Source organism: Mycobacteroides immunogenum, from assembly GCF_001605725.1.
Lineage (GTDB): Bacteria > Actinomycetota > Actinomycetes > Mycobacteriales > Mycobacteriaceae > Mycobacterium > Mycobacterium immunogenum.
The window spans coordinates 4124056-4143950 of sequence record NZ_CP011530.1 but is presented as its reverse complement, the minus strand read 5'-3'; the positions used below and the strand labels follow the sequence as shown (position 1 = coordinate 4143950).

The window sequence follows — 19895 nt, the reverse complement described above, 5'->3', positions numbered from 1 at the left end:
TTATGCTCTGGATGTGTCCTCTGAACAAGACGAAGTGGTCCAGTTCCGGCGGGAGGGTCATATCGGCGTCATCACGCTGAACCGACCCGATGCCATGAATGCCGTCAATGGAGCGATGAGCGTTGCCCTGGGTGAGATCGCGGCGGAGTTCATCGCCGACGATGGCCTCTGGGTGGGCGTCCTCACTGGTGCCGGTAGGGCCTTCTGTGCCGGCGCCGATCTGAAAGAGGTTGCCGCGGGCAAGTTCCTCACCGGAGACCAGTGGGACAGCGGGATCGGTGGGATCATCAAGAACCGCGTACCTAAACCGCTCATCGCCGCGGTCAACGGGTACGCGTTCGGCGGTGGTACCGAGCTCATGTTGGCCTGCGATCTGGCGGTGATGAGCGATACGGCCGCACTCGGACTACCGGAGGTGAAGCGCGGCATCATTGCGGCCGGAGGCGGCATGATGAGGCTCGCCAAGCGAATGCCGCTGGCCATCGCGCTCGAATACGTCATGACCGGCGACCGGATATCACCTGAGGCCGCACTGCAATGGGGGCTGGTGAATCGCGTTGTGCCGCAGGATGACGTCCTGCCGGCGGCCATGGAACTGGCCGAAAGCATTGTCGCCAACGCGCCGCTCGCGGTCGAGGCAAGCAAGGGCGTGGTGTACGACAGCCTGACCCGGGACGACTGGGATGAGCACGCGTGGGCGCTCAGCGACGGCGTCACGCGCGGCATCTTGCGGACCGCCGATGCCAAGGAGGGGCCGCGGGCCTTCGTGCAGAAGCGAGCACCGGAATGGTCTCGCACGTGAGCGCGGTGGCGGCCATCGCCGGTCTCGGCGTCACCGATGTCGGCAAGGTATACGGCAGAAGCGCGACGGATTTCGCTGCAGACGCGGTGCGGTTGGCGGCAGCGGACGCGGGTATCAGACTCGGCGACATCGACGGGCTGCTGGTCAGTCCGGGCACGCAGGGAGCCCCGCGGCTGTCGCTGCAGAAGGTGCTGGGACCGCGCGACCTGACCCTGCTGGCCGAGGTTGCGGTCTTGGGCGCCAGCCCAGCGGCCATGGTCGCCTATGCGGCCAACGCCATCGCGCGCGGTGAGGCCACCACAGTCGCATGCGTGTTCGCGGACGCCCCGCTGAAGGAAAAGGGCGCCGCCCGGGACGCTTTCGGCACGGTGCGAAAGCCCCCGAAGGGGTTCACGGCCTATCACACAGCTATCGGTGCTTTCACTCCCAACGTCTACTACGCCATGGCGGCACGCAGACATTTCGAAACATACGGCACCACAGGCGAACATCTGGCGGCGATCGCGGTGGCCCAGCGGGGCTGGGCCACCGACAATCCGGCCGCGCAGTTCCGCACGCCGATGACCGTCGCCGACCATCAATCCTCGGCACTCATCGCGGATCCGCTGCGGCTGCTCGACTGCTGCCTGGTGTCCAATGGTGGTGCGGCGGTCATCGTCACGTCGACACAGCGTGCGTTGGACCTGGCGCAACCGCCCGTCTCTGTCATGGGCTGGGGGCAATCGCATCCCGGTCTGCCCATGCATCAGGGGTCGGGCTTCGGACTGCGCACCGGCGCCGCGGTGGCGGGGCCCGCCGCGCTGAAGATGGCCGGAGTCACCATCGATGATGTCGACCTGCTGGAGCTGTACGACAGTTTCACCTACACGGTGCTGGTCACCCTGGAGGACTACGGCGTGTGCGCGAAGGGCGAGGCGGGGGAGTTCGTGGTGAGCGGGGCGACCGGGCGCGGTGGCCGGCTGCCCTGCAACACCGGGGGCGGCCAGCTGTCGAGCTATTACCTGACGGGTTTCACACCACTCATCGAGGCGGTGACCCAGGGGCGTCGGCAGGCGGCCGACCGACAGGTGCCCAAGTCTGAGGTGATCATGGTGAGCGGTAGTGGCGGAGTGCTCGAGCACCACGCCACCCTGGTGCTCGGCGGTGCCCGATGACCATCCCTAAGCCACTGATATCGCCGCTGCCGATTCAGCGAGATACCAAGAGCGCGTTCTTCTTCGACAGTGCCCGCGACGATCGGCTCGCCGTCGCCGTGTGCGCGGACTGCGATGCGGTGCTGGCCCCCGAATCCATGGTGTGTGTCAGGTGCGCGGGCACACGGCTGGAGCCCGGAGTGGCCAGTGGTGCGGCCACATTGGTGACGTGGACGGTGGTGCACCGCGCGCCCAACCCGCTCTTCGCCGACTGCGTGCCGTATGTCGTGGGCGTTGTCGAGCTGACCGAGGGCCCTTGGATGTACGCCCGCATCGACGTTCGGCAGCCCGAAGCGGGGATGCCCTTGAGCGCCTCGTTTGTCCACCCCGCCGAGGGCGAGAGCTACCCGGTATTCGGTGACGGGAGCTCCGATGGCTGAGTTCGACCTGGCGACCCTGCACGAGGCGATTGCCGTTGCTCTCGTTGATGATCCGTGCATCATCGACGGCCGGGCGTACACCTGGGGTGAGACGACCGACCGAACACGCCGATTCGCCGCCTTCCTCCGTGATCGTGGGCTGGGAGGCCGGCGGCCCACTGCCCAGCCCTGGGAATCGGGTCAGGATCATCTCGGGATCTGCCTGCACAACGGTGCGTCATATCTGGAGGTTCTGCTCGGCACTCACAAGGCATCGGTGACACCGTTCAACATCAACCATCGGTATACCGCGGCTGAGCTCGCCTACCTTCTTCGCGACGCGGCGCCGAAGGCGCTGGTGTACGGAGGAGCGTTCGCGGACGTGGTCGGCGAGGCGATAGCAGAACTCACCGACCCGCCTCTCCTGATTCGGGTGCACGACAGTAGCGATGACGAGCTGCTGTCCGGTGCGATCGATTACGAAGTGGCACTGGCAATGTCCGACCCTGATGACGGTATCCCGGATGCGAGTCCTTCGGATCGGCACATCATCTACACGGGCGGTACCACGGGCATGCCCAAGGGGGTGTTGTGGCGTGTTGGCGATCTGATCGCGGGCCCGCTTGGCGTGCGCAATGCCGAGACGGTTGCCGACGTGGTGGCCCGGGCGCTGCGGGTGCGTGGGCGTGTGATGCCAACGCCGCCGCTGATGCATGGTGCAGGAAGCGGTTTCGCGCTGGGTGGCTGGTTGGGCGGTGCGACGGTGGTCTTCCCCGACCGACCGCAGCGCTTCGATGCCGCCGATGTCTGGGATGCCTGCGACAGGCACGATGTGACGTCCATGGCGATTGTCGGGGACGCCTTCGGAGCACCCCTCGTCAAGGAACTGAAAGAGCGTCAGCGCGCATTGCCGGCGCTCAAGCTCATCGTGAGTAGCGGCGCGGCTTTGAGTCAGGGAACGAAAGATCAATTACACCAGTTGATCCCACACGTCAGGGTCAGTGACGTCCTCGGGTCCTCGGAGACCGGGTTGCACGCCAAACGCGGTGGACAGGTCTTCGAGGCGCGCGGCGACGCGGCGGTCGTCGACGAGACCCGCACGCGTGTGCTGAGACCCGGAAGCGAGGAGATCGGGTGGTTCGCATCCGGTGGGCGAATCCCGATGGGCTACCTGGGCGATCCGGACAAGACACGAAACACCTTCGTGGACATCGACGGCCGGCGCTATTCGGTCACCGGTGACAGGGCCAAGGCGCTGGTCGACGGGACCTTCGAGTTCCTGGGCAGGGAGGCCACCACCATCAACACCGGTGGCGAGAAGGTGTACGCCGATGAAGTGGAGTCGGCGGTGCGGGCCGTTCCGGGCGTGCTGGACGTGGTGGTGGTGGGCCGCCCGAACCCGCGGTGGGGACAGGAGGTTGTCGCGCTGTACCAGAGCGAGAACACTCGTCTGGATGCGCGCCAGCTCGCCGACGACTGTCGAAAAACCCTGGCCGGGTACAAGATTCCGAAGCAGTTCATTCGCGTTGAGAAGGTTGCCCGGCACGCGAATGGCAAGACCGATTACGCATGGGCGCGCGCAGTCGCCGAACAGGAGCACGCATGACGACAGTGGACATCGTGAACCCGAGCACCTATGTGCCGGGGTTTCCGTACCGGGAGGTGGCCGAGCTCCGGCGCTCCGGTCCGGTTGTGTGGGTGGAGGACTCGGAATCGAACTCGGCCTCCGGTGCGGGGTTCTGGTATGTGATGGGCCATACCGAGGTGGTGGGCGTCGGCCGTCACCCCGAGGTCTTCAGCTCTTACGAGGGCGGGACCTGGCTGCGGGACATGTCCCCGGAGGAGCTCGTCATTGTGCGACAGGCGATGCTGAACATCGACCCACCGATGCACACGCAGATGCGCAAGATCATCAACAAGGCCTTCACACCACGGGTGGTCGCGTCGATGGCTGAGTCGATCGAGGTGCACGCGACGAATCTCGTCAATGCGCTCGGGGATGGGGGAGAGGTCGATTGGGTGACAGCCGTCTCCGCCGAGATGCCTCTGCTGGTGCTCGCCGACATCCTCGGCGTCTCGGCCGCTGACCGCAGCCTGCTGTTCGACTGGACCAACCGGATGATCGCCTTCGATGACCCGGACGCGCCGAACCGCAGGCACAATATGGCTGCCTTCTTCGAGCTTTTCGCATACGCGCGCAACAAGACCCAGGAAAAGCGTGCCCACCCCGGTACCGATGTATGGAGCCTGGTGGTCAACGCCGAGGTCGATGGTGAGTACCTCACCGACGATCAACTGGACAGGTTCTTCCAGCTGCTGGTGATCGCAGGCAACGAGACCACGCGCAACATGCTCTCCGGCGCGGTGTTGCTGCTGTCGGAGCATCCGGATCAATTCGAGCTGTTGCGCACACGCCCCGAGCTGATGCCGCAGGCTGTCGAGGAGATATTGCGGATGTTCCCACCGATCATGCATTTCCGTCGAACCTGCGTGCAGGACACCACACTGGGCGGGCAGCAGATTCGCGCCGGGGACAAGGTGGTGCTCTCCTACGCGGCGGCGAATCGCGATGGGGCGGTGTTCGACAACCCAGATACATTCGACATCACCCGTGAACACAACCCGCACGTGTCGTTCGGGTTTGGCACTCACTTCTGTCTGGGCGGCGGGGTGGCTCGTCTCGAGGGGCGAATCCTGTTGACGAAGCTACTCGACCGTTTTCCGAAGATTGAGGTGACGGGTCCACCCGACCGCCTGCGATCCAATTTCGTCAATGGCATTACCGCGCTGCCGGTGAGGCTGTCGTGTTGAGCGATCTGAACACGATCCCGGGCAAGGTTGTGAGGTTGGGGGACCGTGGTTCTACCTTTGTTAGGGATAGTGGCCCCGGCGACAACGGTCGCACCCCCGTTGTACTGCTGCATGGTTGGACGCTGACCGCAGATGCGGCGTTCGCTCCTGTGTACGCCGCGCTGTCACGTACTCGACGCGTGATCAGTCTCGATTTACGCTCCCACGGACGAGGAATCCGGTCCTCCGATGGGTACCGTTTGGACGATGCGGCTGACGATGTCATCGCGCTGCTCGATGAACTTGGTGTCCCTTCGGCGATTCTGTGCGGGTATTCGATGGGCGGCGGCATAGCTGCGGATGCTGTGTCGCGATACCCCGAGCGTGTACGGGGCACGATCATCATCGGGTCGGCAGCGTGCTACACCATGACCGCTAGGGATCGGATGATCTGGCGCATCTGCCGAATACTTACCGTATTGCCGCACTTGGGAATCAACCTGAACCCAGGCGTAGTCATCTCGCGGCTGTTCGGAATCCTGCGACCACGTGGTCGAGTGCGTTGGAACTGGATGGCTGGAGAGTTACGGCAGACCAGCTTGTCTGATGTGCTCGCGATTGCTCTCGAGATTCCGCGAATCGATCTTCGCCCGCAGCTGCAGCAGGCGCCCACCCGGCCCAGCGAGATGATCTTGACGACGAAGGACCAGCTGTGTCGGCCATTCATGCAGGCTGAGCTCGGTGAATTGCTCGGATCCCACGTCATCATGGTGCCGACAGGTCATCACATGCCGGTGAGCGATCCGGCGCGTTTCAAAGATCTACTACTCGATGCGCTCGGCAGGTTGGATCGCAAGATCGGAGAACAGGATTCGAGGTCTGATCGTCTGGCCTAGGGCGTCGGCGCCGAGTGCGTGAAACCTCCGAGTTTTAACTGTGGTGGGGGTATCCATTCGGTGGTCCCATCTGGTCGTTTTCGGGTGTTCCAGCCGTGGCCTAGGAGGCGGTGGTGGGGTGCGCAGGCGAAGGTGAGGTTGTCGATGTTGGTGGGGCCGCCGTGGGCCCATTCGGTGATGTGGTGGACTTCGCAGAGGTATCCGGGCACATGGCAGCCGGGGTGGGTGCAGCCACGATCCTGGGCGTGCAGCACGAGGCGTTGATCCGGGCTCGCGATGCGTTTAGAACGCCCGAGGTACAGGGGACGGCCGTTGTCATCGAAGATCGCTAGGTAGTGGTGGGCGTGGGTGGCCATCCGGATCAGGTCGCGCATCGGCAGGCGGGTGCCCGCGCCCGTCATCGCGATTCCGGCGCCGTCTTCCAACTCTTTGAGTGTGGTGGTGATGACGACGGTGACGGGTAGTCCGTGGTGTGAACCCAGCTCTGCGCTGGCCAGGGTGGAGCGCAGGGCTGCGCGTAGGGCGTCGTGGTGGCGTTGCGCACTGCTGCGGGTGTCGCGTTCAGCGGCCTCGGGGGCTGGTTCACCATCGATTAGGGGGCTTTGATCGTTCGGGTTACACATGCCGGGGGCGGCGAGTTTGGCGAACACCGCGTCCAGGTAGGCGCGGGTCTCTGGATCCAACAAGCCACTAATGGCTGACATGCCATCAAAACCCTGCGGCCCGATACTCACCCCGCGCCGGCGCGCCCGATCCACATCAGAAAACTGCCCGTCCGGGTTCAGTAGGGCCATCATGCGGTCGGCACCGACGCGCAGCGCCTCGGGCCCAAACTGGGTGGCCATCACCGCCAGCTGTGCTTCGGCCGCCTCCCGTGTGGGGGCATCGACCACTACCGGGAGCCGATCGAAGAACTGCCGGATGATCCGGACATGTTCCTCACCGATATCGCCGCGTTCAAGGGCCACGGCCACATTCGGCAACACCGGCGCCAGCTGCTCACCGGTGATCGCGCGCCGCGGCGCCAACTGTTCGGCATCGGCGATCCGGCGCCGCGCCGCCCCCTTACCAACATGCAGCCGCCGCGACAACACATCCGGAAACGACGTGCCCCCAAGTTCCACCGGGGAGGCCCGCCCGGTCACTTTCGGAACCAACGTCAGCCCGCGAGAAAACAACCGACGCGCCACCACCTCCAGGCGCGCCAACACCGCCAACGCCTCCGCGCCAGTGAGGTCCTCGATCGACTCGGCGCAGAAGGCATCAACCGCCACCTCCAACACCCCAATCGAACTCATGTTCGAATACTAACCGCGCCCACCGACAACACCACCCGCTTTGTGACAGATGGAACCCTTGTGACAGAAGTGGATTCAGCTGCGCGGAGCCAGGCCGCTGACCTCGGCCACGATCTCCAGCGACCGCAGCTGCAGCTTCCGGTCGGGCGCATTCGGCACCACGATGAGTTCGTCGGCATCGGCCAGCTGCGCAAAATCTTCCAGGTAGGCCCCTACCTGATCGGCGGTGCCGACGGCGAAGTGCTTTGTCATCGCCTGAATCTGTTGGCCAGCGGGGGATTCCAGTGCCGCGAGGGCCTCGTCGTCGGTAAGGCGGGGCCCACCGCCGCGGTGCAGGAACAGCTTTGCGCGTTCGATCAACGCGGCACGGTACTGATCCTGCGCGGTGGCCTCATCATCCGCGGCTATCACGTTGACCCCCGCGATCACATACGGGGCGTCGAGCTGCTCGGACGGCTCGAACTCGCGCCGGTACAGCGCGACGGCGTCCTGCAGTGCTGGCGGCGCGAAATGCGAGGCGAAACCGTAGGGCAGGCCCAGTACCGCCGCAAGCTTCGCACCGAACAGTGACGATCCGAGGATGTACAGCGGCACATGCGTTCTGTGCCCAGGCGTCGCGGTCACGCCCGGAACGCGGCTCTGCTCGCCCAGATATGCCTGCAGTTCAAGGACGTCCTGTGGAAAATGTTCGGCATCGCCGGGGCTGTGTCGCAGGGCGCGCAGTGTCACCTGATCGGTCCCCGGTGCACGGCCCAGGCCGAGGTCAATGCGTCCGGGGTGCAGGGTTTCGAGCGTGCCGAACTGTTCGGCAATCTGTAGCGGGGAGTGGTTGGGCAGCATGATGCCGCCCGCACCGAGCCGGATGGTGGAGGTCTGCGTGGCCACATGCCCGATCAGGACGCTGGTCGCTGAGGAGGCAATGGACCGCATGTTGTGATGCTCGGCGTACCAGACCCGGTGAAAGCCCAGGGCCTCGGCGTGCCGCGCGATGTCGACACTGGCGGCGAAGCTCTCGGCCACGGTCTCGTGCGGCGCCACGCGCGCCAGATCCAGAATCGACAAAGGTCTCGCCATGAACTGGAGCAACCCACGGCGATTCTTCGCTATTCCCCCGTGGTACGCACCATAGAAGGTACAAACGGATGGTGCCCTTCATTCCGACCGCAGCGGAACTGGCGGGTGCTCTCGCCGAACTGCTCGACGGCCTCCAATCTGAGCTGCCCTCATCCGCGGTGCATCGCGCCCGTGTCGGTGCCAACATCGCCAGGATTCTGCGGCGAGAACTGACCATGCCCGTGGCGCCTCTTGCCGACGCCCCTTCCTGGGAAGAGCTGGTGCAGTCGGTGCGCGGTGAGCTCGCCATCGTCAAACCCGGGTATGACGACTGGGAGGGCCAATGAGTGACCTGGCGGAAGGCTTGGCCCGTTACCTGACAGACGAGTTCGGCAAGCAATTCACGGTTTCGGGTGTGGTCGGTGTTTCCGCGGGCGCCCGGCGGCGAAATGTCCTGTTGGACGCGACATCCGGGGACGAGACTCTGGAGCTGGTGGCGACGATTGTGCCCGCCGTCGTACAGCAGATACCGGTGAGCAACGAGGCCGGCGTGCGTGAACTGGCGCGCAGTAACGGTGTTCCGGTTCCTCGGGTGCGCGGTGTGTGCTCGGAATCCTCGTATCTGGGCGCGCCCTTCATGATCTCGGAGCGCATCGCGGGGGAGACGGTGCCACGCAAGGTGCTCCGACTGGTGCAATCCCAGGGCATCGGTGAGCTGGTGGCGCGTCAACTCGGTGCGGCCATGGGCCGCCTACATGGGATCGACCCGGCGATGGCGCCGCCCGATCTGCCCGGCGATCCGGAGTCCGACCCCGCTGTCGTGATGTTGGAGCAGATGCGTGAGGGTGTCACGAACTTGCTTCCCGGCCGGCCGGTGTTCCAGCGCACGCTGTCGTGGTTGACCGAGCGTATGCCTGGGCCACCCGCGCGAAGATGCCTGGTCCATACCGATATTCGCAATGGCAACGTCATCGTCGGCGAGGATGGGCTGCGGGCGGTACTCGATTGGGAAGGCACCACCCGGTTCGGGGATCCCATGCGCGATGTGGGCTGGGCGGCGCTGCGAATGTGGCGGTTTGGCCTCGACGACCGCGAGTTCGGCGGCTTTGCGGGCCGGGATGTGCTGGTGCGGGCCTACGAGGAATCCGGTGGGACGTTCGATACCGAACGATTCCTGTGGTGGAAGGTGCTCGGCACCCTCTGGTGGGGCGTAGGCCTTGCCGCGCAGGCAAAGTCGTATTTGGACGGGAGCGTGCCGGACATCGTGATGGCGGCCAGTGGCCGGCGGATACCCGAGATCGAATGGGACTTGTTGATGTTGACCAAGCCATCCCAGCCGGAAGGATCCCGATGAACTTCGAACTGCCCGCCGAGCTGGTTGATTACCTGGCCGAGCTTGACGGCTTCATCGACCGTGAGATCGTGCCCCTCGAACAGGTCGATGACAACATCCGATTCTTCGATCACCGGCGCGAAGATTCCCGAACCGACTGGGAACGTGGCGGTCTGCCGAACGGACAGTGGGAGGCGCTGCTCGGTGAGGCCCGCAGGCGCGCCGATGCGGCAGGCCACTTTCGGTACCCGTTTCCCGCGGAATTCGGCGGCCGGGACGGATCCAACCTCGGTATGGCCGTCATCCGCGAACACCTGGCACGGCGTGGCCTGGGACTGCACTGTGACCTGCAGAACGAACACGCCATCGTGGGCAACAATGTGGGCCTGCTGCTCATGCTGGAGTACGGATCGGTCGAGCAGAAGGCCGCGTGGGTGGAGGGGCTCGCGAGCGGCACCAAGGTCTTCGCGTTCGGCATCACCGAACCCGAACACGGCTCCGATGCCACGCACATGGAAACCCGGGCGGTCAGGGATGGATCGGACTGGGTGATCAACGGCGAGAAGACCTGGAACACCGGCGTGCACGTCGCCGATGCCGACCTGATCTTCGCGCGCACCTCCGGTGAACCGGGCGACGGCCGCGGTATCACCGCCTTTCTGGTGCCCGCCGATGCCCCCGGCTTCAAGGTCGAGGAATACCTGTGGACCTTCAACATGCCGACGGACCACGCCCACATATCGCTGACCGATGTGCGGGTGCCCGACACCGCGATCTTCGGCGGAGAGGGCCGTGGCCTGGGCGTGGTACAGCATTTCTTCAATGAGAACCGGATCAGGCAGGCCGCCTCCAGCCTTGGCGCCGCACAGTTCTGCATCGACCGGTCCGTCGAGTATGCGAAGGAACGCAAGCCTTTTGGGAAGCCGCTGGCATCCAACCAGGCCATTCAGTTCCCACTCGTCGAGCTGCAGACCCAGTGTGAAATGCTGCGCGCACTGATTCACAAGACCGCCTGGTCCATGGACACCTACGGTCCGTTCTCCGTTTCCGAGCAGGTCTCGATGTGTAACTACGTAGCCAACCGGTTGTGTTGTGAGGCCGCCGACCGTGCCATGCAGGTCCACGGCGGAATGGGCTATTCACGGCATATGCCGTTCGAGCACATCTACCGGCACCATCGGCGTTACCGGATCACCGAGGGCGCCGAGGAGATTCAGATGCGTAGGGTGGCCGGGTACATGTTCGGTTTCATGAGTCAGAAGGCACCCAAGGGGGTTTAGTGGCACAGGCGTCGCCGCCCGTCGTAGTCGTCATGGGTGTGGCCGGAGTGGGTAAGACAACGGTTGCCCGGCTGCTGGCGCAGCGGCTGGGCGCACCGTTTGCCGAGGGTGATGAGTTCCATCCCGACGCGAATATCGCCAAGATGGCGGCGGGCATACCGCTGGATGACGCCGATCGAGAGCCCTGGCTGCGGCGCATCGCCGAGTGGATGGCCGAGCGCGGACGCGAGGGAACCGGAGGCGTGGTCACCTGCTCCGCGCTCAAACGGCACTACCGCGACATCCTGCGCACCGGATGGTCCGACGCCTTCTTTCTGCATCTGTCGGGTGACCGGTCGCTCGTCGGTGACCGGATGTCACATCGTGCCGGACATTTCATGCCGACCTCGCTGCTGGATTCGCAGTTCGACATTCTCGAGCCGCTGCAACCCGACGAGAGAGGAGTCGCACTGGATGTGGGCACCGGGCCGGAGCAATTGGTGGCAGAGGCGCTGGGGCAGCTCGGCGCATGAACGGCGGATTGGTGCTGCTGGCCGAACAGGCGAAGGTCCCACACACTTCGAGTGAGGTTCAGCTGCTTGCCGCCGTGGTGCTCAGCATCGGGGTGATCATTCTGCTCATCACCCGGCTCAAACTACATCCGTTCTTGGCGCTGCTGTTGGGTTCCGGGACGCTCGCCGCGGTCGCGAGCGTTCCGTTCGACAAGCTGCTGGGCTCCTTCGTGACGGGCTTCGGTTCCACCATCGCCGGCGTCGGATTGCTCATCGGTTTGGGCGCGATGCTCGGTCGGCTGTTGGCCGATTCCGGCGGGGCGAATATCGTCGCCGATGCCGTGCTGGCGCGGTCCAGTCCGCGCATGCTGCCGTGGGCGGTCGCCTTGATCGCCGCGGTGCTTGGGCTGCCCTTGTTCTTCGAAGTCGGTGTGGTGCTGCTGATCCCGATCGTGCTCTTGGTGGCACGGCGGGGAAACGTGCCGTTGCTGCGGGTGGGAATCCCCGCACTGGCGGGCCTATCCGTGTTGCACGGGCTGGTGCCGCCGCATCCAGGTCCGCTGGTGGCGGTCGACGCGCTGAAGGCAGACTTGGGTGTCACCCTGGCCTTTGGTCTCGTGGCGGCGGTCCCCACCTTGATCATCGCGGGGCCGCTGTATGCGCGGGTCGCGGAGCGCTGGGTGGGGCCGTTGGCCATTCCCACCGCGACGGCGCCCGAGTCCGAGCGCACGGGGCCGGCACCCAGCGTTGCCGCCGTGTTGGCGACCATATTGCTGCCGGTCACGCTGATGTTGGCCAAGGCCCTCTCCGACGTCGTCATCGACAATCCGAAATCGTTGGTACAGAGGATTTTCGATACAATCGGCACCCCGCTGGTCGCACTGTTGGCGGCGACGCTGGTGGCGATGGTGACCCTGGGGAAGGCCTCGGGGCTGGATCGTCTCGGCGTTTCGGGGATCATCGAGAAGTCGCTGGGTCCCATTGCGGGCATCGTCTTCATTGTCGGTGCCGGAGGTGGATTCAAGCAGACCCTCATCGACGTCGGCGTCGGCGACGCCGTGAGCAGCTGGTCGGAGAAATGGCAGATTCCGGCACTGGTGCTCGGCTGGCTGATCGCCGTGCTCATTCGGTTGGCCACCGGATCGGCCACCGTGGCCACCATCACCGCTGCCGGCATCGTCTCCCCGTTGGCCGCGGAGATGTCCACCACCCATGTGGCGCTGCTGGTACTTGCGGTTGGCGCCGGGTCACTGTTCTTCTCGCACGTGAACGACGCCGGATTCTGGTTGGTCAAAGAGTATTTCGGAATGAGTGTGGGTCAGACACTCAAGTCGTGGTCGGTGATGGAGACGTTGATCTCGGTCGTCGGTTTTGCGATGGTGCTGTTGCTCAGCGCCTTTGTCTAACTCTTCGTCGCACTGATGAACTGCGACAGTCCGCGAACTTCCTGATCGATTTCCCGAAAGTCGGCCCCGTCCAGGACGGACGTGATGTCGGTCCGCTCGAACCCATGCAGACCACCCAGCGCTGCCAGCCTGACGGACGCCGATCGCAGCGGCGCGGGGCCGCGTGTGCAACTGGTCATCACCGCGATGCGGCCACCAGGGGCCAGCACACGGATCATCTCGCCGAGAACCTTGAAGGGTTCGGGAACCAAATAGAGTGCGGCGAAACAACACACCGCGTCGAAGCTGCCGTCCTCGAACGGCAATGTGCGGGCGTCCGCACGCAGGTAGGCGACGCCGTCGGCCGCGTTGGTCCGGACCGCGCGCTGCAACATGGGTTCGGAGAAGTCGAGCCCCACCGCCAGGGCGTCCGGACCCTGGTGTTGACCCAGATACTTCGTGAAGTTGCCGGGTCCGCAGGCCACATCCAGCAGCCGATGGGTGTTGCTCAGGCGCAGGGCCGCCGCTGCCCGGCGCCGCTCGGCGGCTGGGGTGATGCCCGTGTAGGCAACGGTTTGACCCCAGCGCCACGGTCCTTCGTAGACCGCGGCCACCACCGGGTTGTTCATGGCCCGTTGTGCGCCGCGCTGGGGCTGGTCCGAGGGCGGCGGCAGCAGATCCAAGTACCCGGCCGTCGAGTGTGCGGCACTGCTGAGCGCATTGGGCCGGACGATCTCGCGGAGCCTATCCAGTGTCATGGCGGTGGTCATTTGGCCTCCTGGAGAACGTCGTCGTCGCGCAGATGTTGGGCGAAGAACGTATAGACCCGGCGCCAGGCGTGTGCCTCGGCCTCGGGGGAGTACCCCAATCCGGCGATGCGCATCAGCGGCTGCATCGGCAGCTGGTTGGCGAAGCTGTGCCCGGCCTCGTAGGTCTTGATGTCGTGCTCGATGTCGTGGGTGTCCAGGGCTTTCCGCAGCCGGGGTTCACCGCGGAACACGAATGGGTCCCGCGTGGCCAGACTCGCGACGATCGGGCACGACCCTTCGAAATGGTTTCCGTAGGAACCGGGCATCGCACCGTAGAAGGGTGCGGCAGCGTCGAAACCCTTTGTTGCGGTGATCATCACGAAACCGCCGCCCATGCAGAACCCGGCCACTCCCACCGAGGATGTGGTGTATGGCAAGGCCCGCGCGTAGTCGCGTGCGGCCAGCACCTCCTCGACAGCCCGGCCGCGCCGCGTGGCCAGGTTGGTCAAGACCCGCGCGATGCATTGGATACGGCCACGTGAGTACAGATCGGGGGCCAGTGCCACATAACCGTTCGAGGCCACGTTCCTGGTGATGCGGCGCAGGTCGGGAGTGGAGCCGCTGATGTCATGCAACACCACGATGGACGGCCAGGGCCCGTCACCTTCCGGCTTCTCCAGAATCGCGTTGATCTCTCCGTTGGGGGTGGGTATCCGAATGTCGGTCATGCCGCCAGGCCTCCGTGACATAATTGTTTAACGCTAACGTCAAATTAAATGAAAGGTAGGCTCCGGCGCGATGTCTGTCAATGCCCGGCGGTCCCGGGGGCGCCCGCCCCAGACCGAGGAGCAGCGCGCCCAGACCCGTGCCCGCATCCTGGCGGCCACCGGTGCGATCTATGCCGAACATGGCTACCGGGGCACCACTGTCGCGCGCATCGCCGAGCGTGCGGAGCTGTCCAAGCCCACCTTCTACGCATTCTTCGACGGTGTGGCAGAGGCGATCACGGCACTGGTCACGGAGGGGCAGCGGCAGATGCTGGCCCAGTGGGAGCCGCTGGTGAATGTCGATGGCAGCCTCATCGAACAGGTCAGCGCGGGTCTGGACGTCTACCTGGAGACCGCGGAACGCGGGCGTGACTCTTGGCTTGTCTTCCATGTCGAACAAAACGACCCGTCGTCGCCGGCACGTTCGTTGCGCAGCGGGTACGAGCGGCGTCTTATCGAAGTCATGCGGCAGGCGTTGGTCTCAAGCGGAAGACCCGCCCCTGCGGACGAGACCTTCGGGGTGTTGTTGGCCAGCATGCAGGCGGGCTGCTATCGGTATCTGTCCACCCCGCAGAGCGGCCGCGCGGCGGTGCGTGCGGCGATGCTGCGTAGCGCGCTCGCATTGGTGGGCACACCACAGGACTGGCGTGATGCCGCCGGCCACCCGGAATTGTTCGGTGAGGGCTAAATGCTCAGATACTGCGGTGTCAGCACTATCGAGTACAGGATGGTTCGGTAGGCGCGGGTCGGATCGGTAACCCATTGACTCACCAGGAAATACAGCGTTTGGGTGCCGTCGGGGTTCATGGTGATGTTGACGACCTGCGGCCCGTACGGCTGCAGCAGCTTGTGCGGATCGCGGGATATGAACGGATCATCCGGCCGAGGGTCGGACGGGTCGTTGCGGATGAGCACCGTCATGGGCTCAGTGACCAGCTCCTGCGGAGTCCGGAACAGTTTGAGCCCGATGTGCGCATCGCCCGACCCATTCGCGTCGAGCAGCCCGAAACCGCCTGCGGGTAGGGCGAACAACTGGTTTTCGCGATCGCCGCCGCCCTTGATCTCGCCGATCTTCTCCCAGGCCGACGAGTCCAGGAATGCCGGATCGTCGGCCGGTGGGGTGAGCCAGGCGAAACGCGGTGCCCAGGGCCCGCTTCCGATGTTGCCGGCCACCAGCATCCGTCGGCCGGGTGCCGAGACACCGCTCGGTTGCGAGATGCCGGTCAGGACGCCGATGGGTCGATAGGAGGGTTTTCCCGGCTCGCTCACGTCGTACACCGTGGTATCGGCCGACACGAAGGTGCTGCATCCGGGCGACGGAATGCATGAGGCGAACAGCAGTGAACGGTGCGCCAGCTCCGCGGATCCGGTCGGCAAGAGACGAGCTCCGCGGGCGGCATCTTGAGGCAGCACAAGAGGTTTGGAGCGGCCGCCCAGCGCGACCGACGGGCTGGCCGGGTCCACGGGAATCAGCTGGATGCCGTCGCCGGTGTTCAGGTAATCGCCGGTCCACAGACAAGCCCCGCGGTTGGTGTGCACGCCGAGGTCGAAGGAGTCGTTGTTGCAGGCGATCTGGAAGCTGGTGTTGACCGATGGCATATGCGGAATCGGATTACCCTGAGCGTCCTTGAATTCCTGCTGCTGGGTCGGCCCGATCAGTGCCAGCGAGTCGAACAGCGGCACCATACGTGGTGGTAGTGCCGCGGCGATCGGTGTGTCCGGGTGAAAAGGCTTGGGCGGCACATGTTTTTCGTGGCGTATCCACAGTGACGAAGCCGGTACGCCCAGCTTGTCCAGCAGTCGGCCGACCAACGGCACGCTGACCCCGATCACATTCGACGGATCGCCATCGATGCCTTCGATGAACCAGCTGCCCAGGCCATCGAGCGTGAAGGCCCCGGCCACCTGGAGTGGCTCGCCGGTGGCAAGGTATGCCTCCAGGTCCTCGGCCGAGGGCGTGCCGAAACGCACGGTGGTCGAACGTGTCTCGCTGACTCGGGCGACGGGCTTGCCGTCGATCACCCGCACCAGGCAGTGTCCGGTGAGCAGCTCGGCGCTACGCCCGGCCATCAGCCCCCAGCGGCGGCGCGCCTCCTCGACGGTGCCCGGTTTGCCCTGCAAGGTGCCGTCGAGCAGCAGCATGGAATCGCAGCCCAACACCACCGCGTCGGCGGCCACCTCGCCGGCCAGGGCTGTCGCGACATCAAAAGCCTTGGCCGAAGCCAGCACCTCCACCGCACGCGGCGGCGGGGTACTCGCGGGCTGTGTCGCCATGACGAGATGCTCGTCGACGTGCGACACGATGATGACCGGATTCAGCCCGGCCTGCTCCAAGATCCGCGCGCGGGCGGGGGAGGCCGACGCGAGGACGAATGCTGATGAGCCGCTCACGCGAGGACCTGCGGGCCGCGATCTAGTACGTGCCCCGCGGGCGAGCGAGCTTCGCACGCTCGAACATGGTGACCCGCTGCCAGCTGTATGGGCTGTAACGCAGCATGTCGATCGGCTCGGCCCAAAGATTGCGGGGCCTCAGGTCGGCGGCCTCGGCCGTGGACGCAAGCGCGCTGAGCGCTGCGACCAAGGCCGCGATCTCCGCGTCGGTCGGGTTGCCGCTGAGCACCTGGATGTCGGCGGCCTTGACGCGGCCTTCCTCGCCGGGGTTCGCTTCAGCAGTTACGGTCTCGCCGGTCTCGGTGTCGCCCTGAGTCACGGTTACCTCTTCCTCGCTCACAGTGGAATGTTTCCGTGCTTCTTCGGTGGGAGCCGCACGATCTTGCGATCGAGCAGCCGCAGCGAGGTGGCGATGTAGCCGCGGGTGTGCGACGGCGGGATGACCGCGTCGACGTAGCCGCGCTCGGCGGCGACGTACGGGTTCACCAGGGTGTCCTCGTACTCGGCCTGCAGCTGAAGGCGCAGGGCGTCCACGTCGTCACCGTTCTTCGCGGCCTCGGACAGCTGCGAGCGATATACGAATCCCACAGCACCCGACGCCCCCATCACGGCGATCTGCGCGGTGGGCCATGCGACGTTGACGTCGGCACCCATGTCCTTGGAACCCATGACGCAATAGGCACCGCCGTAGGCCTTACGGGTGATGACAGTGATCTTGGGAACGGTGGCCTCGCCGTAGGCGTAGAGCAGCTTGGCGCCGCGGCGGATGATGCCGTTGTACTCCTGCTCGGTGCCGGGCAGGAAGCCGGGCACATCGACCAGCGTGACGATCGGGATGCCGAAGCAGTCGCAGGTGCGGATGAACCGCGCGGCCTTCTCCGAGGCGTTGATGTCCAGGCAGCCGGCGAACTGGGTGGGCTGGTTGGCCACAATGCCGACGCTGCGTCCGTCGATGCGCCCGAAGCCGACAATGATGTTCTGCGCGTAGCCCGGCTGCACCTCGAGGAACTCATCCTCGTCGAGGATGCGGGTGATGACCTCGTGCATGTCGTACGGCTGGTTGGGCGAGTCCGGGATCAGCGTGTCCAGCTCGACGTCCTCGTCGGTCAGGTGATCCTCGATCGCACCGTCGGTGGGCTCGGGGCCCGGGTGGCGCGGGGGCTCGGAGGCGTTGTTGGAGGGCAGGTAGCTCAGCAGGTCGCGGACGTAGTCCAGCGCATCCTGCTCGCCGGAGGCGACGTAGTGCACGGTGCCCGACTTGCTCTCGTGCGTGTGGGCGCCACCCAGCTCCTCCTGGGTGACGTCCTCGCCGGTGACGGTCTTGATGACGTCGGGGCCGGTGATGAACATCTGGCTGGTCTTGTCGACCATGACGACGAAATCGGTGAGCGCGGGGGAGTAGACGTGTCCACCGGCGGCGGCACCCATGATGAGCGAGATCTGCGGGATGACGCCCGAGGCGACGATGTTGTTGCGGAAGATCTGGCTGTACAGGCCGAGGGAGACCACGCCCTCCTGGATGCGGGCGCCGGCACCGTCGTTGATGCCGATCAGCGGGCGGCCGGTCTTGATGGCCAGCTGCTGCACCTTGACGATCTTCTCGCCGTAGACCTCGCCGAGGCTGCCGCCGAACACCGACGCGTCCTGGCTGAAGATGCAGACGTCGCGGCCGTCGATGGTGCCGAAGCCGGTCACCACACCGTCGCCGAGCGGGCGCTTGGACTCCAGCCCGAAGTTGGTGCTGCGGTGGCGGGCCAGCGCGTCCAGCTCCACGAACGAGCCCTCGTCCAGCAGCGCGAAGATGCGCTCGCGGGCGGTGAGCTTGCCCTTGGCGTGGATCTTGTCGACAGCGGCCTCACCGACCGGGTGAAGCGTTTCTTCGGCGCGCCGACGCAGATCGGCGAGCTTGCCCGCGGTGGTGTGGATATCGGGCTCGGTGGTCGTCATGGGTCCCGATGCTATCGCGCGCCACCCGGCAGAACACGCATGGGCCTTAGAGAGTTCTCAGAAATTTTCACGAAGAGATGTCCACCGATCGCGGTAGATAGAAGGAGATGGACAAACAGCCTGCACTGGATGCCGACGAGGTGTTCACGATCGTGTCCCATTTCGACCGTCTTGACGCCGCGGATGCCGAGGCCGCGCTGCGTGCGGCGGCGGAGCTGGCCGGATGCCCGGTGGGTGTGCGGTGGTCCGATGCGGCGGAGCCCACGGTATGGCTGGAGCGGGAGGGTCCGGCCCGGGCCACCGACGAGCTGCTGCTGCACCGGCTGCGTCACCTGCTGAACCGGGCGGCCCCCGCCCAGGGGACTACCTCGCTACGTATCGACGACCCTGCCCTGATCGAACTGCTGTTATCGGGAGACGCGAAGCCCGAGGAGCGGGCGCGCGCGGCGCGTCTTCTGGGGCTCGACGCCACGCGTGAGCTGCGGGTGCTGGCGATCTCCGCACCGGCGAGTGCGCGGCGGATTCTCGCCAAGGCATTACCCGGTCAGGCCATCAGGGCGGTCACCATCGGGCGGGTCGGGGCCTTGGTATGCCAGGGGACCGGGAACACCACAACGCTGTCGGATCACCTGAACGACGTGATCGTCGGCGAGTTCCCGGCCTCGCCGCACTCGGCGCAGGGCCCGTGGCTGGGGATCGGGTCCAGCGTCGCCGTCATCGACGCTCCGGTGTCCTGGAGTCAGGCGCAGCGTGCGCTGCGCTTCGCCTCATCCACGGGCTTCGGCCGGCGTGCCATCGCCTATGAACGGCTCAGCCTGCTAGAGGTACTGGCCGACATCCCGGCAGAGCGCGTACGTGAGATCGACGACGTGGTGCGGATCAACCAGATCGCGTCCACCGCGGCCGGCGCCGTCGAGGTGGACACCTTGGAGGCGCTCTGCCAGTACGGCACGCTGCGCCGCACCGCCACGGAACTGCATCTGCACCACAGCACCGTCGCGGCACGCATTCAGCATGTAGAGCAGCTGATGGGCTGGAACCTTGATGACCCCATCGATCGATTCCTGGCCACGTTCGCCTTGATGCTGCGACGCGTATCGCTGTCCACCACAGAGCTGGCCGGCGGCTAGACCGACAGTTGTCGGGTGTCGCGCACGTAAT

At 65.3% G+C, this 19895-nt stretch carries 20 protein-coding genes; 13 read left to right on the top strand and 7 right to left on the bottom strand.

The genetic code is table 11. The features are described 5' to 3' along the window. The first annotated feature begins 13 nt into the window (after window positions 1–13). Genes ABG82_RS20580 through ABG82_RS20555 form a run of 6 tightly spaced genes read left to right on the top strand, consistent with a single transcriptional unit; the run spans window position 14 to window position 6040 of the window. Complete coding sequence (locus tag ABG82_RS20580) at window positions 14–802, top strand: enoyl-CoA hydratase-related protein (RefSeq protein ID WP_043080552.1); 789 nt, start codon at window positions 14–16, stop codon at window positions 800–802. Beyond that, on the top strand, window positions 799–1956 hold the full coding sequence (locus tag ABG82_RS20575; RefSeq protein WP_234708124.1) for a thiolase family protein: 1158 nt from the start codon (window positions 799–801) through the stop codon (window positions 1954–1956). Before ABG82_RS20580 ends, ABG82_RS20575 begins: the two co-directional genes overlap by 4 nt. Continuing rightward, complete coding sequence (locus ABG82_RS20570) at window positions 1953–2375, top strand: Zn-ribbon domain-containing OB-fold protein (RefSeq protein ID WP_052511156.1); 423 nt, start codon at window positions 1953–1955, stop codon at window positions 2373–2375. The genes ABG82_RS20575 and ABG82_RS20570 overlap by 4 nt, the downstream gene beginning before the upstream one ends. Then, entirely contained in the window at window positions 2368–3960 is a 1593-nt protein-coding gene (locus ABG82_RS20565) for an AMP-binding protein (RefSeq protein ID WP_043080554.1), read from the top strand. The genes ABG82_RS20570 and ABG82_RS20565 overlap by 8 nt, the downstream gene beginning before the upstream one ends. Then, on the top strand, window positions 3957–5165 hold the full coding sequence (locus tag ABG82_RS20560) for a cytochrome P450 (RefSeq protein WP_043080555.1): 1209 nt from the start codon (window positions 3957–3959) through the stop codon (window positions 5163–5165). The genes ABG82_RS20565 and ABG82_RS20560 overlap by 4 nt, the downstream gene beginning before the upstream one ends. Then, the gene (locus tag ABG82_RS20555; protein ID WP_157847538.1) at window positions 5162–6040 is read left to right on the top strand and encodes an alpha/beta fold hydrolase; all 879 of its coding nucleotides are present in this window, start codon (window positions 5162–5164) and stop codon (window positions 6038–6040) included. The genes ABG82_RS20560 and ABG82_RS20555 overlap by 4 nt, the downstream gene beginning before the upstream one ends. On the opposite strand, the gene ABG82_RS20550 is transcribed toward ABG82_RS20555, so the two are convergent. Both ABG82_RS20550 and ABG82_RS20545 read right to left on the bottom strand, forming a co-directional pair. Continuing rightward, window positions 6037–7338 (bottom strand): HNH endonuclease signature motif containing protein, encoded by a 1302-nt coding sequence (locus tag ABG82_RS20550; RefSeq protein WP_062826703.1) that lies wholly within the window; start codon window positions 7336–7338, stop codon window positions 6037–6039. The genes ABG82_RS20555 and ABG82_RS20550 overlap by 4 nt on opposite strands. A 75-nt stretch (window positions 7339–7413) precedes the next feature. Then, window positions 7414–8412 (bottom strand): LLM class flavin-dependent oxidoreductase, encoded by a 999-nt coding sequence (locus ABG82_RS20545; RefSeq protein ID WP_043077736.1) that lies wholly within the window; start codon window positions 8410–8412, stop codon window positions 7414–7416. 71 nt (window positions 8413–8483) lie between these two features. Between ABG82_RS20545 and ABG82_RS20540 the strand changes: the two genes are divergently transcribed. The 5 genes from ABG82_RS20540 to ABG82_RS20520 are packed head-to-tail and all read left to right on the top strand — an operon-like array spanning window position 8484 to window position 12901. Further along, window positions 8484–8738 carry a hypothetical protein gene (locus ABG82_RS20540; RefSeq protein WP_043077768.1) on the top strand — a complete coding sequence of 85 codons (255 nt, stop codon included), beginning with the start codon at window positions 8484–8486 and terminating at the stop codon, window positions 8736–8738. Next, window positions 8735–9745, top strand: coding sequence for a phosphotransferase family protein (locus ABG82_RS20535; protein WP_043077735.1), 1011 nt, complete (start codon window positions 8735–8737; stop codon window positions 9743–9745). Before ABG82_RS20540 ends, ABG82_RS20535 begins: the two co-directional genes overlap by 4 nt. Then, the gene (locus ABG82_RS20530) at window positions 9742–11004 is read left to right on the top strand and encodes an acyl-CoA dehydrogenase family protein (protein WP_043077734.1); all 1263 of its coding nucleotides are present in this window, start codon (window positions 9742–9744) and stop codon (window positions 11002–11004) included. Before ABG82_RS20535 ends, ABG82_RS20530 begins: the two co-directional genes overlap by 4 nt. Next, a complete protein-coding gene (locus tag ABG82_RS20525; RefSeq protein WP_043077733.1) occupies window positions 11004–11516 on the top strand; it encodes a gluconokinase in 513 nt (170 codons plus the stop codon). Before ABG82_RS20530 ends, ABG82_RS20525 begins: the two co-directional genes overlap by 1 nt. Further along, window positions 11513–12901, top strand: a complete 1389-nt coding sequence (locus tag ABG82_RS20520) for a GntP family permease (protein ID WP_043077732.1) — start codon at window positions 11513–11515, stop codon at window positions 12899–12901. The genes ABG82_RS20525 and ABG82_RS20520 overlap by 4 nt, the downstream gene beginning before the upstream one ends. Here the strand turns inward: ABG82_RS20520 and ABG82_RS20515 are convergent. Both ABG82_RS20515 and ABG82_RS20510 read right to left on the bottom strand, forming a co-directional pair. Next, the gene (locus ABG82_RS20515; protein ID WP_043077731.1) at window positions 12898–13650 is read right to left on the bottom strand and encodes a class I SAM-dependent methyltransferase; all 753 of its coding nucleotides are present in this window, start codon (window positions 13648–13650) and stop codon (window positions 12898–12900) included. The genes ABG82_RS20520 and ABG82_RS20515 overlap by 4 nt on opposite strands. Further along, complete coding sequence (locus ABG82_RS20510; RefSeq protein WP_043077730.1) at window positions 13647–14357, bottom strand: dienelactone hydrolase family protein; 711 nt, start codon at window positions 14355–14357, stop codon at window positions 13647–13649. The genes ABG82_RS20515 and ABG82_RS20510 overlap by 4 nt, the downstream gene beginning before the upstream one ends. Before the next feature lie 70 nt (window positions 14358–14427). Between ABG82_RS20510 and ABG82_RS20505 the strand changes: the two genes are divergently transcribed. Continuing rightward, on the top strand, window positions 14428–15084 hold the full coding sequence (locus ABG82_RS20505; RefSeq protein WP_043077729.1) for a TetR/AcrR family transcriptional regulator: 657 nt from the start codon (window positions 14428–14430) through the stop codon (window positions 15082–15084). Here ABG82_RS20505 and ABG82_RS20500 read toward each other — a convergent pair. From ABG82_RS20500 to ABG82_RS20490, 3 genes are read right to left on the bottom strand one after another with little or no spacing between them, the layout of a single operon-like run. Continuing rightward, window positions 15081–16844, bottom strand: a complete 1764-nt coding sequence (locus tag ABG82_RS20500) for a Maf family protein (protein WP_065212775.1) — start codon at window positions 16842–16844, stop codon at window positions 15081–15083. The genes ABG82_RS20505 and ABG82_RS20500 overlap by 4 nt on opposite strands. Then, window positions 16810–17106, bottom strand: a complete 297-nt coding sequence (locus tag ABG82_RS20495) for an acyl-CoA carboxylase epsilon subunit (RefSeq protein WP_043077767.1) — start codon at window positions 17104–17106, stop codon at window positions 16810–16812. Before ABG82_RS20495 ends, ABG82_RS20500 begins: the two co-directional genes overlap by 35 nt. A 17-nt stretch (window positions 17107–17123) precedes the next feature. Next, the gene (locus ABG82_RS20490) at window positions 17124–18734 is read right to left on the bottom strand and encodes an acyl-CoA carboxylase subunit beta (RefSeq protein WP_043077727.1); all 1611 of its coding nucleotides are present in this window, start codon (window positions 18732–18734) and stop codon (window positions 17124–17126) included. Between the two features lie 107 nt (window positions 18735–18841). Here ABG82_RS20490 and ABG82_RS20485 point away from each other — a divergent pair, with 107 nt between their 5' ends. Further along, entirely contained in the window at window positions 18842–19864 is a 1023-nt protein-coding gene (locus tag ABG82_RS20485; RefSeq protein ID WP_043077726.1) for a PucR family transcriptional regulator, read from the top strand. Window positions 19865–19895 lie beyond the last annotated feature (31 nt).